The following is a 15,841-nucleotide window of genomic DNA, read 5'->3' as shown; positions in this document are numbered from 1 at the left end:
TCTACCATAAAAAATGCAAACCATACATATCTGTAAAAAAAATTGCAATTACGATACTCCCTTTTAATATAAGAGAAATAATAATCTCTTCATCTTTCAAAGAAATAAGTTGAAAATCTATTTTCTATAATTTCCGATTATAAAAGTAAATTAAAAATAAATATTCTCCAAAATATATTTTCTATATAAATACAAAGCATTCACAGTATAAATTCCCAAACAACTCCTATATTCATCACAAATAGAAATATGTTCCTACTTACCTTACTTATTTATTAAAACTAATACAATCTCAAAAAAGTACAAATCTATATTTCCCATTATTATACTTATTCATAGAACCTGACTTTTTCGATTGAAAAAAAGAATGTTATACATCCCTCAACTATCTAATTAAAAGTTTTACAGAACGCTTCATATCTTTTTCTACCCATTTAAGGATATAAACCCCTTTTCTCAAATGAAACAAATCAACAGAATCCGTCATCGCAAATTGCAAAATAAGCCTGCCATTCTCTGCATATATTTCAGCCTTGCCATCCAATCGGACAGCATCTTTAAATTCGAAATGAAGTTGTTTTGTTCTCGAATTATACAACACGACATATTGCATTTCACATCGAGTAGATTTTATAGATGTTACTACCTTTTTTTCATCTTTCTCTATATGCCATTGACGAGTATCTTTCGCCCCATTTTCCTCATTGTTAGTCCAACTCAATACGCTATTTCCATTATCTACTCCTCCACCCTCATTATTCATCGCCAATTGTGTTTGCCTATTAACAATTACATAGCTGTTTTCTGTGTTTATCGGTATAAAGCTCCACTGCTGACGAAATTGGGTGCTGGAAGATTTTCTTTGTTCTAACTGCGAACCTATTCTATAACCAGTTTCATCTTCCTCGGCATTATCATATAAAGCCAAACCACTAGCCCGGTTAATCAATTGATAATAATCCCCCACTGGAAGAATTTCCCACTGTTGAGATTCTCGCTCCTGAATTGGAGACCATGTACATATCTTCCCAATACTCCCGTCCAGAACATCGACAGCATTGCCGTTTCCCTTATTCAATATACGATAATAATAATTCGTATCCAAGACAAAATCCGGTGTTGGATTTTTTATATTACGCTCCGCCTCTTCAAAAACTCCAGTCAAATAATCACAATGAGTATGTAAAAAAGATTTCAAATAATCAATTCCTTCCTGATAAGTACTAAAAAGAACTATCTCATTATAATCTCGACGATTGATAGGCCATTTCTGAAAATTTAGAGCTTGAGAACGATCTATTACTGCTGCGATGCTATCTATATAATTCATAACATGATTTTCTATTCCACGCTCCACATATTCCTTCCACGTCCTGTTAATCAGCCGAACAAACCAAGGGTCTTTCCACATTTGCAATATCCACTTTTGAGTCAAATCCGAGCCAAATCCTCTCTCGGACATCAAGCTCTCGGAAACATCTCCTACACGATTACAATTATTAAACGCTATATCATAATCCCACAGTGGTCCCCAATAAAACCTCGGATCATCTTTTTTCTTATACATATACGTACTCCAAAAACCATCTACATTCCCAGTTAATTCTGTCGAAATATACCAACTGGCCAAAGTCAACGAGTCTACGTAAGGCCGATATCCATTTTCCGGGTCTGCGAAATCCACAGAAAATAAAGCATCTTCAAAAAGCTGCATATGGTTCTTTATATATTCCAATTGTCGAGAAACAATCACTTCCTCATCTGGAGATTTTACCGTTACCAATACTCCTCGACTGGTTCTATAATATACAGGCTCAGACGTTGCAAATCCGTCTACTTCCAGAAAATAACCACCTGTAATATTCGCATTCTCTGCAGGAATTTCTTCCTGCTCATCAATATCTACACGTTTTTTACGCACCTCCATCTGGTCGGATAACTGATAATTCCCTAAATAGGTTCCGTTCAACACTAAATCGACAAATTGAGCTCCAGCAGTAAACGGTTGCCCCGCGAAACTCCCAATACAGGCAGCTACAGCATTTCGAATCAATGTTTTATCAGCAAAATTGGCCAATAAAGTCCAACTTTTCGCATTAGCCCGATCCGGTCCCATAAAAATTTGTTTTTCCCCAAATTTGATTCGATAAGGTTTCTTTTCCAAATCCCATGTCGAATTTCCCCGACCTCTTATCCCCAATTCGGTATATATTTTCACACCAGTCTCATCTACATAATAAAGTGTTGCATCTATATAATCTTCTTTACTTACTATAGGCTTATTATCGACCGTATTAATATAAATAGTCGGCAGGTTTGTCATCTGTACATAATTCTGACCTACAGCCTCTCGAATAAACAAAATTGCGATAAAACAGAAGATTGTTATAAAGTGTAGTCTATTTTTCATGAAGTATAGATTTTAGATTTTTAGTTCTGTAAATATAATATCCAACCAAGAAACATCCAAACATTTTTTGAATAAATACCCCATATTATACAAAAAGAGTTTCGGAAATCTGTATCCGAAACTCTTCCTTCCATTCTATAAACTGTATTTCTTACTTATTCAATAACATCTTTACCTGATGCAGCACATTTTCTGTCGTAAAACCAAACTTCTCGTCCAAAACTTTATATGGAGCAGAATTTCCAAAATGGTCCAAACCCCATACAACTCCATTTTTTCCCACTAAACGATACATAGAAGAAGGTAGACCAGCAGTAAGTCCGAATACCGGTAAATGAGAAGGTATTACACTCTCTTGATATTCTTTACTTTGATTGAAAAACAGTCCTTCAGATGGAGCTGATACTATCTGAATTTTTATTCCATTTTCTCTCAACAATGGAGCTGTAGCTACCAATGTAGAAACTTCTGATCCATTTGCGACTAATACGACATCAGGATTCTCATCTTTCATTATGATATATGCTCCTTTTGCAGCCTGCAGAGCTTCTTGATAACGGTCACCCGAGATGGCTGGTAAGTCCTTAACATTTTGACGCGAAAGAATCAATGCTGTCGGCGTATATATATTTTCCATAGCCAACTTCCAAGCAACAGTGGTCTCAGCACTATCAGCCGGACGAAGTACTAATACACTATTTCGTCCATGATGATTCTTTAACTGCTCCAACAAACGTATTTGGGCCTCCTGTTCTACTGGTTGATGAGTCGGACCATCTTCTCCCACTCTAAAAGCATCATGAGTCCAGACATATTTTACTGGGACTTCCATCAAGGCGGCCAGTCGTACTGCCGGTTTCATATAATCGGAAAATACAAAGAATGTTCCACAAGCCGGAATAATACCGCCATGAAGAGCCATTCCATTCATTATTGCAGCCATAGTCAATTCACTAACTCCAGCTTGCAAAAAGGCTCCGGTAAAATCTCCATTTATAAAAGCATGAGTTTTTTTCAAAAAACCATCAGTCTTATCAGAATTTGCAAGGTCTGCCGATGAAACAATCATATTCCCTATTTGTTCTCCAAATACGCCTAACACATCCGATGAAGCAACACGAGTAGCAACATCAGGTTTATGAACAATAGACTTATAATCTATATCGGGAACTTTTCCTGAAAAATATTGATGTAACAAAATAGCTTTTTCTGGATTCTCCTTTTCCCAAGCAAATTGTTCTGCTTTACGTTTAGCAACAATTTTCTCCAATTCAATTCTACGCTCAGCATACAACTTCTGTACTTCAGGAAATATGACAAACGGTTCTTCTGGATTCCCTCCTAAATGCTCAATAGTTTTTGATATTGAAGCCCCCGCAGCAGTCAATGGCTGTCCATGAGTAGAACACTTACGCTCATAAGACTGATTATTCTCTGAGACTGCACCTTTACCCATTATTGTTTTACCAATAATAAGAGTCGGACGGCTCTTTTCCTGCTGTGCTTCCAATAAGGCTCCTCGTATTTCGTCAGCATTATTACCGTCAATCTCCAGCACATTCCAATTCCAAGCTCTATATTTGGCCGCAGTGTCTTCATGTGTCACAGCATCAGTATCGGTAGACAACTGTATGTCATTGCTATCATAAAACATGATTAAATTGCTCAACCCCAAAAATCCTGCAATACGACCTGCACCTTGAGAAATCTCTTCTTGAATTCCTCCATCTGATATAAATGCATAGGTCTTATGAGACATCCAATCTCCAAATCGAGCAACAAAAAAACGCTCGGCTATTGCAGCCCCAACAGCCATTGTATGTCCTTGCCCCAACGGCCCGGAAGTATTTTCAATTCCATGAACCAAATCAGCTTCAGGATGCCCCGGAGTAGAACTCCCCCACTGGCGGAATTGCTTCAATTCCTCAAGGGTATATTTCCCGGCAAGAGTCAGTACTCCATACAACATCGGAGACATATGACCAGGATCTAAAAAGAAACGATCTCTATTAATCCAGCTCCCATCACTCGGGTCATATACCATAAATTCGGCAAAAAGAGTATTCACAAAATCAGCTCCTCCCATAGCTCCTCCAGGATGCCCTGATTTTGCTTTTTCAACCATAGATGCCGCCAGTATACGAATATTATCGGCAGCTTTGTTCAGAATTTTCGTATCATTCATGGGAATATTGTATTATTTTTTTACAAAGATAGTGATTATTATTCATAAACAATTTCAAAAAAGCATGGCATATCCATAATCTCGATATTTATCTTAAAAACCATGTTACAAAGAAACAGATTATATCACCACGCACCATACAACAATATAATATGATAAAAGATTTAGAAATATCAACAAACTTATTAAAAATCAATTAATTCAAAATAATTACAATATCATTATCATCTATATCGAAAAACTGGACCCTCGACGTAGCATTTCTTCATATTTTTCCTTATTAAAAACAAAATAATAAGCACCTCTTTTTGAGTTAATCTTATCCTTCTCATCAAGACGCTCCAAAATATTCATTGATAATATCTTTTTTCTGAAATTTCTCTTATCTAACTTTTCGGCATAGATAGACTCATAAAGAGTTTGTAACTGAGTCAGAGTAAATCTTTCGGGCAAAAGATTGAACCCAATAGGAAAAAGCGCTGCCTGCTGACGAAGCTGAGTTATTGCATCATCAACCATTTGTTTATGATCAAAAATAAGTTCTTCTGCTCTATCCAAATTAACCCATTGAGAATCACTAGCTGAAATAATACTATTTTTATAATCGTCGATACTGATAAGCGCATAATATACAACCGATATCACCCGTTCTCCCGGATCTCTATCCAAATTCCCATACGCACCTACTTGATCCATATAAACATTGTCTAATCCTGTCAGTGCAGATACAACCCGATTAGCAGCTTCATCAATAGTCTCATCCTCGTACACAAAACCTCCCAATAAAGACAATCCTCCGACATTCGGTTCTATTTTTCGACGAAATGTCAATAATTTGATATCATTTCCTATAAAGCCCAAAATTACGCAATCAACAGAAACCAAAAAACGGGCCTGTCCTTTGTAAAAATTCTGTGGAGTCATTTTATAAAAGGGTATAAAAGTTAAAAAAAGAGTGCCTATAGCATATGAAATTGCTCATTAGGACACTCTTCTAAATATAAATAGATTATAATTTACGAGAACCATCACCTATCTTAACGGGATAGACTTTAGGTTCCTTTCCAAATTTATGCGTAAATTCTTTTACCGCTGTATCAACAAATGTATCATATTTATCTTCAGGCACCAAATTGATAGTACAACCACCAAAGCCACCGCCCATTACACGAGAACCGATAACGCCACATTTCTTGGCGATATCATTCAAGAAATCAAGCTCCTCACAGCTTACTTCGTACAATTTACTCATTCCTTCATGGGTACCATACATTTTTTCTCCAACAGTCTTGTAATCGCCCTTTTTCAAAGCTTCACAAGCGTCAAGTAACCTCTGTATCTCTTCGATAACATACTCAGCACGCATATAATCTTCCGCTGTTACCTCACCTTTCACCTCTGCCAACATAGCCATATCTGCATCCCGTAGTAATTCTACTTCAGGATGTCTCTTCTGTATAGCTTTTACAACAGCCTCACAAGATTCACGACGTTTGTTATAAGCAGAAGAAGCTAATTCATGTTTTACTACAGAATCAATAAGTACAACTTTATACCCCTTCGGATTAAAAGGCACATATTCATATTCCAATGAACGACAGTCCAGACGAATCAAATGCCCCTCTTTTCCAAATACCGATGCAAACTGGTCCATAATACCACACTTCACACCAATATAATTATGTTCTGTAGCTTGACCTATTTTCGCCAAATCAAATTTATCGATACCCAATTTAAACATATCGTTCAATGCAAAAGCATACGTGCTCTCTAATGCTGCCGAGGAAGACAAGCCGGCTCCCAGTGGCACATCTCCAGAAAATGCAGTATCAAACCCTTTCACTTGACCACCACGCTTCATAATTTCACGAATAACTCCAAAAATATAACGAGCCCAACTTTGTTCTGGTGCATCATCTTCTTGCATACCGAATTCAGCATATTCATTCAAATCAACAGCAAAAGCACGAACCTTATCCGTTCCATTTACTTTGATACAAGCTAACATACCTTTATCAATCGCTCCTGGAAGTACAAATCCTCCATTATAATCAGTATGTTCACCAATCAAATTAACACGTCCCGGTGAAAAATAAAAATCTCCGGTTTCTCCAAATAATTCTACAAACTTATCTGTTACTAATTTCTTATTCATATCATTTTTTATTTTTCGTTAAAAACCTAATGAGCAAATTATTCAACAGGGATATCTTTATTTACATTTTTACAACCGACAAGGGCATAGAACAACAGATATGCAAATAAAGCAATAACCAACCAATAGCTAGTAAGATACCCAATACCTCCAGCTAAATCAACAATACCGTTTTGCACCAAAGGTAAAATACCACCACCACAAACCAGAATCATAAAAATACCGGATGCTTGCTCGGTATATTTTCCTAAACCTTCGACAGCCAAATTGAATATGCCCCCCCACATAATAGAGGTACACAAGCCACAAAGAGCAAGTAACATAGCATTGACCGGAATATTGACAATACCAAATAAACCTTCTGGGCTGTTTTTGAAAGCCGGCATGTTTACCATAGTCTCAGGAGATGCGAAAATTGCCGACATAACCAAAATCAAACCTAATATAGAAGCTGTACCTAACATCACTCTAGCAGAAACTTTACTACCAATAGCTGCACCAATCAAACGCCCTACCAACATCAATAACCAATAAGTCGCTGTTACAGAACCAGCTATGGCTTCAGCACCCTCAACACCCCGTAATTGCAATACATCAAGGTCTGGATTCTGTAACCATTTATTCAATACATTAGGGATACCAACCTCAACACCTACATACACAAAAATACCGATAGCTCCCAATATAAAATGACGGAAAGATAAAGGACTGTATTTCGAATTTTCAATGCTGGCTACTTCACTTTTCTCTTTTTCAGGAATCTTTGTCAACAAAATAACAATAAATGCAAATGCAAAAATTGCCAATGCTGCATACATCAAAGGAAATACATGGCTTATCTGCGCTTTAGCAATAGAAGGAAGCAAAACTCCCGTCAGAATAATAACCGCAGTACCGGCTAATGAATTAAACGAGCCACCCAGCTGAATGAGCTGATTTCCTGTATTTCCACCACCACCGAGCAAATTAAGCATAGGGTTTACAACAGTGTTAAGCAAACACATTGAAAATCCAGCGACAAACGCACCTAAAAGATAAATACCAAAACTACCGGCAAAACCAGAAATGGTTTGAATACCTACCCCAACAAAACCTACTGCAATAGCGACAAGGGCAGTTTTCTTATATCCTTGATTCTGCAGCATTTTCCCAGCAGGATATCCCATTACTGCATACGCAATAAAATTAGCAAATACACCCAAAGTCCCCATCCAATTGGCTACGCCAAACTGGTACTTTAAAACGTCACCCATAGGTGAAGCTAAATTAGTTACGAAAGAAATCATACCGAACAAGAAAATCATTGCAATAATGGCAATAATATTTCCGCTCTTCTTTTCTTGTGTCATGATACAAAAATTTTTAAGTTTATAAATCAGATTATTATTCTCTTCATCAAATTATTTTTCTATTCCAAATTTATAGATACAGGTTTGTGTGTATTTTTCCCCTGGACGTAAAACTGTTGAAGGGAAATGTGGATTGTTAGGAGAATCGGGAAAATGTTGAGTTTCAAAACAAATCGCAGTACGTTCTGTATACTTTCTACTTGCTTTTCCTTCAAATCCATTTAACCAATTTCCCGTGTATAATTGTACCCCCGGTTCTGTCGTATATACTTCCATACATATACCGGTTTTCGGAGACACAGCTCTTGCGGCATAAGTTAATTCTCCGGGCCATCTTTTCGCTAAAACATAATTATGGTCATATCCCCGACCAAATATTAATTGCTCAAATTTCTCATCGATACGTTCACCGACAACATGTGGAGTCATAAAATCCATAGGCGTATTCTCTACTTTCGCAATCTCTCCTGTTGGTACAGATTTATCATCCATCGGAGTATAAAAAGGCGCATTTATAGTTACAATATGATTAGTAACTTCCCCTCCACCATCTCCATTCAAATTAAAAAACGAATGATGAGTAAGATTCACTACCGTTGCTTGGTTCGTTGTAGCCACATATTCTATTTTCATAGCATTATCATCGGTCAATGAATACCTTACATGTATCGTCAATACCCCAGGAAAACCTTCTTCTCCATCAGGTGATACATATGTCAAGTCAAGACTTTGTGCATCTTTTTGTTCAGCATCCCACACCACATTATTATATCCTACTAATCCTCCATGCAAAGAACAATCTGGGTTATTTGACCGTATTTTATACGATTTTCCGTCCAAAACAAATTCGCCTCTCTTTATACGATTTCCATAACGACCAATTAATGCTCCTAAATATTTCTCCGGACTATTCTGATAATCAGTTATACTAGAATGACCTAAAACAACATCAACAAGTTTTCCCGATGTATCGGGCACAGAAATTGAAACTACGATACCTCCAAAATTTGTAATACATAGCTCTGCCCCCCCCTTATTTTTCAGGACATATAAACGGACTTCTTTTCCATTAATTACTGTATTAAAATCTGATGGATTCAACCCGGAAGCTGTTGTCTCAAACGATATACCTGCGTTTACCATGATATCTCAGTATTAAAAATAAGTTAACAATATTGGGTGTAAAAATAACGCTTATTATTTTAAAAACACTTATAAAAGACATGTTTTAGAACATAAAATTGAACATTTTTACTTCATTTATACTTTAATTATAAAAATAAAATGTATCACATTTCCAATATTCTAAAATTGGAAAAACGAATTCAATCCCGATTAGAGAAATATTTCATAAATTGGACTCGTTCATAATAAGACTGGTCCGGAACATTTTTGAAATTAAGTATCCCTTTGAATGCGTCAATAGAACTAAAACCATGTTCTGTCATCCATTCTTCTAACACAGTTAACATTTGAGATATAATACCATTTCCATGCTGATATAAAATGCTACAAATCTCAACAGCCGATGCTCCGGCTAAAATGGCTTTAATCACAGTTTCCGGCTCATGTATACCCGTAGAAGCAGCCAAATTAAGATTAGGCACTTTTCCTGATACAATCCCTATCCATCGAATAGTATTACTAAAATCTGAAGAACAACTAAACACTGTCCCAGATGTAAATTGCATTTTATGAATATCAATATCTGGCTGATAAAATCGATTGAATAATACTACTCCGTCAACCTGATTGGCTTTAAGCTGATTTACTACCCCAACAATATTACTGAACCGCTGTCCTAATTTCAAAGTTACCGGAATTTTAACTTTACTTTTTACCTCTTTCAAAATATCGATATGTAACTGTTCATATTCTCCCGGTTTTTCCTCAATATCCGTAGATATTTTCAAGATATTAATTTCAATGGCATCGGCACCCGCAAATTCGATACGCTGAGCAAAATCTGCCCAACTTCCTTTTTCATAACAATTTATACTGGCAATAATAGGAATAGAAGTGTATTTCTTCGCATCAGATATTAAATCAATGTAACTTTTTATATCATTTGATTTCACATATTCCCGGACATAATCATATGCTTCAGGATAGGATTCTGCCTCTTTCAATAAATGTTCCGATTGCATCAGAATCTGTTCTTCAAAAAGAGACTTCAAAACTACAGCTCCAGCACCAGCTCTCTCAAGTTCTTTAATTTTATCTACTGTGTTCGTCAAACCCGAACTTCCGATAATAATAGGATTTCGCAAGGTTAAACCTGCATACTTCGTCTGTAATGTCTGCATATCAAAATCAAATTGTATGTTTTTCAGTATATTCTTGGTCCGAAAATATAGCTACCGACACGAATCATCGAACTTCCAGCTTTTATTGCAATCGGATAATCCTCAGACATTCCCATAGAAATCTCTTTAAAATATTCTACATTAGGGAAATAATTCATTTTTATCCGGTCAAAAAATTGCTTTAAAGTATCAAATTCTTCACGCACCTCTGTTTCATCAGAGGTAAAAGTTGCCATTCCCATTACTCCACAAATACGAATATAATCAAATTTTTTCCATTCTCCTACCCTCAAGAATTCATCACATTCATCTATGGAAAAACCGTATTTGGTTTCTTCCCGAGCAATATGGATTTGTAACAAACAATCGACAACCCGTCCGACTTTTACAGCAGCATTATTAACTTCAGCCAATAATCTGGGAGAATCAATACTGTGAATAAGCGAGATAAAAGGGACAATCATTTTTACCTTATTTCTCTGCAGATGTCCAATAAAATGCCATTCAATATCATCCGGTAAAGCTGGATATTTTTGCAATAACTCCTGAACTTTATTTTCACCAAAAATTCTTTGACCGGCATCATAAGCTTCCTGAACAGCTTCTGCGGTATGATATTTAGATACAGCTACCAAACGAACACCATCAGGTAATGACTCTTTTATCTTTTTTATATTTTCAGCTATTTGACTCATATATATTATTCTTGCGGCGCTAAATCAGAATTTTCCGAAGGTTTTACAGGAGAACCTTCAGCTGCTGCATAAGGATAAATATCCATTATAGGGGTCTCTGTTATAGAAGCAACCTCAAAATCAGCCATAGTACCCTTCATTCCCTCTAATAAATTTTCTAATGCTCTTTGCAAATCTGAAGCTTGGGCCAACATATAGCTGGCTGTTCTCTTTTCTGCTCCACTCTTCTCATCAAGTGTTATAAAATTCACTTTACATTTATACCATTTATCTCCGGTCTCATCCATAAAAAGTTCACTAATATTTGCTCTCTTTATGTTTGCCACCGAAAAATCTCCCGAAATAAATGGAGTCATTTCTTTTATTATCCTTGCTTCAGCTTCAGTAAACGATAAAGCGTCCACCAAATAAGGCTCAGAAACTTTTTTCTGCATGCCATTCTCCATCATTTTATCGTACTTAACCTTGCATTCAAACCAATTACTCATCTTTATTCTTTATTTCATTTTACTATATAGGGTTGTCCAGAACAGCTTAAACATTCATTTATAAGTATATAATAAAAAAATTTATTCATAAACTTATATTATACGACTTTAAGTTAAAACAAAGGTATCTATTTTTTTTTAGTTTAGCATAAAACTCGAAACCTTATAGTAATAAAAATACTAAAATAGAATATATCCAATCACTTCACAATGTATTTTAGGAACATATATAAAAAACAAGTATAATCAACACATAATTATCAATTATACCTGCCCTCTAAAATTTATCTTCAAGTAATCAATATTCTATTTTATCTGCCTTCTTATCCCACATTTCAAACGCTTTAATTGCCTCTGTCCTCAACAAAGACTCCGACGGCAAATGCCGTTCTGATGGCTTCAGCTCCAACTCATCATAGATAAATGAATCATCAAAACCAATATTTTTTGCATCTACCTTATTATTAGCATAATATATCTTATCCAACCGAGACCAATAAATAGCTCCCAGACACATAGGGCAAGGCTCACATGAAGTATAAATCTCACACCCACTCAAATTAAACGTACCTAACTTTTTGGCAGCTTCACGAATCGCACTAACTTCAGCATGCGCTGTCGGATCGTTCGATGCAGTCACCCGGTTAGCACCTCGGGCTATAATTTCATTGTCTTTCACTATGACAGCACCAAAAGGTCCTCCCCCATTTTTCACATTGTCAATAGAGATAGCGATCGCTTCTCTCATAAAATCATCTTTTTTCATCATAGTAGTATACACATTTAGATAAAAGAAACTAAACCGATTTACTCATTACAAAAAACCGCAAAATACCCCTCTTGTTTAGAGTTTACTTAAATTTTATCTATATATAACGTTATATCTTGTAAACAAATAGTTATTAAAAATCAAAACGCTTCCTTCAATTTCTTATTTATCATTTCTATATAATCAAGTAATTCAGTACGTCCTACTTTCTTCTCCGAAGAAGTTTCAAATATTGGAGGCAATTCCTCCCAAGTCTCCATCATTCGTTCCTTATATGCTGCTATATTTTCCTTCAATCGAACCGGACCCAATTTATCTATCTTAGTAAATACCATACAAAAAGGAACTCCATTTTCTCCCAACCATTGCATAAATTCCATATCTATTTTCTGAGGCTCATGGCGGCAATCTATCAAAACAAACAAGCAGGTCATTTGCTCACGGTCCATAATATAGGTATCAATTATCCTTCTTATCTTTTCGCGGCCTTCTTTTCCCCGTTGAGCATAACCATAGCCCGGCAAATCAACCAAATACCACTCTTCATTAATTATAAAATGATTTATCAACTGTGTCTTCCCTGGCATAGACGACGTATCAGCCAGCCCTTTACGATTGGTCAACATATTAATAAGCGATGATTTCCCAACATTAGAACGACCAATAAAAGCATATTCAGGCAATCCCGTATCAGGGCACTTATTAACGTCTGTATTGCTTATTACAAATTGTGCATTTTTAATTTCCATATCGTTTTCATAGTTGTTTTATGCAAATATAAAGGATTAACACCACATAATCCTGACATTTCAAAAAAAAAGGTTATTTTTGAAGATTGAAATGACTTATAACTATGACTAAATCAAATACAATATCAACCGAGGAAATACTATCCGACTTACGATATTTACAGCTGCTATCCAATAACTTTCCAACTATCTCGGATGCATGTACCGAAATAATCAATTTGGAAGCTATTCTTAATTTGCCCAAAGGTACAGAGCATTTCCTCACTGATATACACGGTGAATATGAGGCTTTTTTGCATGTACTTAAGAATGCATCAGGGACTGTACGACGCAAAGTAGATGAAATCTTCGGCCAAACTCTACGTGAAAGTGAAAAAAAAGAACTCTGTACATTGATATATTATCCTGAACAAAAACTTGAACTTGTAAAATCTGAAGAGAATGATTTGGATGATTGGTATTTGATTACATTACATCAACTCATAAAAGTTTGTCAAAATGTCTCTTCCAAGTATACAAGGTCAAAAGTAAGAAAAGCTTTACCAACAGAATTTTCCTATATTTTGCAGGAATTGTTACATGAGTCTCAAATAGATCCCAATAAGCAAGCTTATTTTAATGTCATTATTTCCACAATCATAACAACCGGACGAGCCGATCATTTTATCATTGCCATGTGCAACTTAATACAAAGACTGACTATCGATACATTACACGTCGTTGGCGATATCTATGACCGGGGACCTGGAGCACACATTATCATGGATACTCTATGTAACTACCATAACTTCGACATACAATGGGGTAACCACGATATTTTATGGATGGGAGCTGCTGCTGGCAATACAGCATGCATGGCCAACGTACTCCGTATTGCACTAAGATATGCTAATTTAGGTACAATTGAAGACGGATATGGTATCAACTTGCTACCTTTAGCAACTTTCGCAATGGAGAGATACAAAGATGATCCCTGCAATGTTTTCATGCCCAAGATAAACGATACCACAGTGCATAATGAAAAAACGATCCGGCTCATTGCTCAAATGCATAAAGCAATAACCATAATCCAGTTTAAACTTGAAGCACAAATCATTTTGAATCATCCCGAATTCAAAATGACTGATCGTTTATTATTGAATAGGATAAATTATGAAAAAGGGTCTATATTGTTAGAAGGGAAAGAATATCCATTAAAAGACATATCTTTTCCGACAATAGATCCTCAAAATCCATTTTCTTTGACCGAAGACGAAGAAGATCTTATTTGCAAACTTCGGCACTCATTTGTCAATAGTGAAAAATTGCGCAAACATATACGATGTCTATACGCTCATGGTGGTATATATCTCGTACGAAATTCCAATTTATTATTTCATGCCTCCATTCCCCTAAATGCCGATGGAACATTTAAAGAAGTAGAAATCAGAGGGAAAAAATATAAAGGAAAATCTCTCCTTGACAAAGTAGACCAACTGATACGAACCGCTTATTTCGATGATGAAGACTCTGTTGACCGCAATTATGCTTTAGATTATACCTGGTACTTATGGTGTGGAGAAGATTCGCCCTCATTCGATAAAGATAAAATGACAACATTCGAACGTTACTTTATTGCGGACAAATCTATTTCTAAAGAAAAAAAAGGATACTATTATGAGCTCCGGAATGAAGAATCTGTATGTGATATGATTCTGAAAGAGTTCGGCATCAATGATAAACACTCCCATATCATCAATGGGCATATTCCTGTAAAAACAATAAAAGGAGAGAAACCCGTAAAAGCAGGGGGAAAGCTTCTTGTCATCGATGGAGGTTTTTCCAAAGCATATCAATCCGAAACCGGAATAGCCGGATACACTCTCATTTACCATTCCAGAGGATTACAACTGGCCCAACATGAACCATTCCAGTCTACACAAAAGGCAATCAAAGAAGGGATAGACATCATATCTACCAGCTTCATTCTTGAATTCAGTTCCCAACGAATGATGGTAAGAGATACAGATATAGGAAAAGAGCTAATAACTCAAATACAAGACTTAAAAAAATTATTAGTTGCATATCGCAACGGTTACATCAAAGAAAAATCGTAAATTAAAAACTAAAATGAGCCAGCCTTTCTCTTCCGCTTTACTTGAAAATGCTGTAAATGAATTTGCCAAACTTCCCGGTATTGGACGAAAAACAGCATTGCGTCTGGTATTACACCTGTTACGTCAAGAAGAAGAATCTGTAGAAACATTCGGAAATACAATAATACAACTCCGTAAAGAAATAAAATACTGTCAGATATGTCATAATATATCAGATAGTGATATATGTGCTCTGTGTAATGATGCAACTCGAGATGACAGTACAATTTGTGTTGTCGAAAATATTAAAGAAGTAATGGTTGTTGAAAATACCAGACAATTTAGAGGCAGATACCATGTTCTTGGAGGTGTAATATCTCCTATGGACGGAGTAGGCCCCTCTGACCTTGAAATAGATTCTTTAGTAACCCGAGTAGCTGCCGGAGGAATAAAAGAAGTTATCCTTGCACTAAGTGCAACTATGGAAGGAGATACTACTAACTTTTATATATTTCGGAAATTAGCTCCTTATGATATAAAAATATCTATCATCGCTCGAGGAGTCTCTGTTGGTGATGAATTGGAATATACCGATGAGGTAACTTTAGGACGTTCTATTGTAAATCGACTTCCATTCAACGAAACATTTAAAAGTTAACA

At 36.0% G+C, this 15,841-nt stretch carries 13 protein-coding genes; 2 read left to right on the top strand and 11 right to left on the bottom strand.

Going from position 1 to position 15,841, the window contains the following annotated elements:
• Positions 1–385 precede the first annotated feature (385 nt).
• The 11 genes from Cop2CBH44_RS14390 to yihA all read right to left on the bottom strand — a co-directional run bounded on the left by Cop2CBH44_RS14390 (position 386) and on the right by yihA (position 13,106).
• Entirely contained in the window at positions 386–2,410 is a 2,025-nt protein-coding gene (locus tag Cop2CBH44_RS14390; protein WP_200755088.1) for a CotH kinase family protein, read from the bottom strand.
• Between the two features lie 151 nt (positions 2,411–2,561).
• Positions 2,562–4,595, bottom strand: a complete 2,034-nt coding sequence (locus Cop2CBH44_RS14385) for a transketolase family protein (RefSeq protein ID WP_200755087.1) — start codon at positions 4,593–4,595, stop codon at positions 2,562–2,564.
• A gap of 228 nt (positions 4,596–4,823) precedes the next feature.
• Complete coding sequence (locus Cop2CBH44_RS14380; RefSeq protein ID WP_021929644.1) at positions 4,824–5,519, bottom strand: NUDIX hydrolase; 696 nt, start codon at positions 5,517–5,519, stop codon at positions 4,824–4,826.
• 85 nt (positions 5,520–5,604) lie between these two features.
• Positions 5,605–6,750: a galactokinase gene (gene galK, locus Cop2CBH44_RS14375; protein WP_021929645.1), complete on the bottom strand. Its 1,146-nt coding sequence runs from the start codon at positions 6,748–6,750 to the stop codon at positions 5,605–5,607.
• A 38-nt stretch (positions 6,751–6,788) separates the two neighbouring features.
• A complete protein-coding gene (locus Cop2CBH44_RS14370) occupies positions 6,789–8,099 on the bottom strand; it encodes an MFS transporter (protein WP_200755086.1) in 1,311 nt (436 codons plus the stop codon).
• A gap of 51 nt (positions 8,100–8,150) precedes the next feature.
• Positions 8,151–9,242, bottom strand: a complete 1,092-nt coding sequence (locus Cop2CBH44_RS14365; RefSeq protein ID WP_021929647.1) for an aldose epimerase family protein — start codon at positions 9,240–9,242, stop codon at positions 8,151–8,153.
• A gap of 182 nt (positions 9,243–9,424) precedes the next feature.
• Complete coding sequence (locus Cop2CBH44_RS14360) at positions 9,425–10,405, bottom strand: dihydroorotate dehydrogenase-like protein (RefSeq protein WP_200755085.1); 981 nt, start codon at positions 10,403–10,405, stop codon at positions 9,425–9,427.
• A 23-nt stretch (positions 10,406–10,428) separates the two neighbouring features.
• Positions 10,429–11,100 carry a YggS family pyridoxal phosphate-dependent enzyme gene (locus tag Cop2CBH44_RS14355; protein ID WP_021929649.1) on the bottom strand — a complete coding sequence of 224 codons (672 nt, stop codon included), beginning with the start codon at positions 11,098–11,100 and terminating at the stop codon, positions 10,429–10,431.
• A gap of 5 nt (positions 11,101–11,105) precedes the next feature.
• The gene (locus tag Cop2CBH44_RS14350) at positions 11,106–11,594 is read right to left on the bottom strand and encodes a DUF4494 domain-containing protein (protein ID WP_200755994.1); all 489 of its coding nucleotides are present in this window, start codon (positions 11,592–11,594) and stop codon (positions 11,106–11,108) included.
• Positions 11,595–11,886: 292 nt separating this feature from the next.
• Complete coding sequence (locus Cop2CBH44_RS14345; RefSeq protein ID WP_200755993.1) at positions 11,887–12,354, bottom strand: nucleoside deaminase; 468 nt, start codon at positions 12,352–12,354, stop codon at positions 11,887–11,889.
• A 143-nt stretch (positions 12,355–12,497) separates the two neighbouring features.
• Positions 12,498–13,106, bottom strand: coding sequence for a ribosome biogenesis GTP-binding protein YihA/YsxC (gene yihA / locus Cop2CBH44_RS14340; protein WP_021929652.1), 609 nt, complete (start codon positions 13,104–13,106; stop codon positions 12,498–12,500).
• Positions 13,107–13,210: 104 nt separating this feature from the next.
• Between yihA and Cop2CBH44_RS14335 the strand changes: the two genes are divergently transcribed.
• Both Cop2CBH44_RS14335 and recR read left to right on the top strand, forming a co-directional pair.
• Complete coding sequence (locus tag Cop2CBH44_RS14335; protein ID WP_200755084.1) at positions 13,211–15,202, top strand: fructose-1,6-bisphosphatase; 1,992 nt, start codon at positions 13,211–13,213, stop codon at positions 15,200–15,202.
• A gap of 13 nt (positions 15,203–15,215) precedes the next feature.
• Entirely contained in the window at positions 15,216–15,839 is a 624-nt protein-coding gene (gene recR, locus Cop2CBH44_RS14330; protein WP_021929654.1) for a recombination mediator RecR, read from the top strand.
• The last annotated feature ends 2 nt before the right edge of the window (positions 15,840–15,841 follow it).

The organism is Coprobacter secundus subsp. similis (genome assembly GCF_015097275.1).
Lineage (GTDB): Bacteria > Bacteroidota > Bacteroidia > Bacteroidales > Coprobacteraceae > Coprobacter > Coprobacter secundus.
Note: the sequence above shows the minus strand (reverse complement) of the source record. Positions and strands in the feature narration are given on the sequence as shown.

Coding starts and splice junctions, on each gene's coding strand:
- Cop2CBH44_RS14380 (WP_021929644.1), bottom strand. CDS start 5,519: ATGACTCCACAGAATTTTTACAAAGGACAGGCCCGTTTTTTGGTTTCT.
- recR (WP_021929654.1), top strand. CDS start 15,216: ATGAGCCAGCCTTTCTCTTCCGCTTTACTTGAAAATGCTGTAAATGAA.
- Cop2CBH44_RS14390 (WP_200755088.1), bottom strand. CDS start 2,410: ATGAAAAATAGACTACACTTTATAACAATCTTCTGTTTTATCGCAATT.
- Cop2CBH44_RS14355 (WP_021929649.1), bottom strand. CDS start 11,100: ATGAGTCAAATAGCTGAAAATATAAAAAAGATAAAAGAGTCATTACCT.
- galK (WP_021929645.1), bottom strand. CDS start 6,750: ATGAATAAGAAATTAGTAACAGATAAGTTTGTAGAATTATTTGGAGAA.
- Cop2CBH44_RS14335 (WP_200755084.1), top strand. CDS start 13,211: ATGACTAAATCAAATACAATATCAACCGAGGAAATACTATCCGACTTA.
- Cop2CBH44_RS14370 (WP_200755086.1), bottom strand. CDS start 8,099: ATGACACAAGAAAAGAAGAGCGGAAATATTATTGCCATTATTGCAATG.
- Cop2CBH44_RS14345 (WP_200755993.1), bottom strand. CDS start 12,354: ATGAAAAAAGATGATTTTATGAGAGAAGCGATCGCTATCTCTATTGAC.
- yihA (WP_021929652.1), bottom strand. CDS start 13,106: ATGGAAATTAAAAATGCACAATTTGTAATAAGCAATACAGACGTTAAT.
- Cop2CBH44_RS14385 (WP_200755087.1), bottom strand. CDS start 4,595: ATGAATGATACGAAAATTCTGAACAAAGCTGCCGATAATATTCGTATA.
- Cop2CBH44_RS14360 (WP_200755085.1), bottom strand. CDS start 10,405: ATGCAGACATTACAGACGAAGTATGCAGGTTTAACCTTGCGAAATCCT.
- Cop2CBH44_RS14365 (WP_021929647.1), bottom strand. CDS start 9,242: ATGGTAAACGCAGGTATATCGTTTGAGACAACAGCTTCCGGGTTGAAT.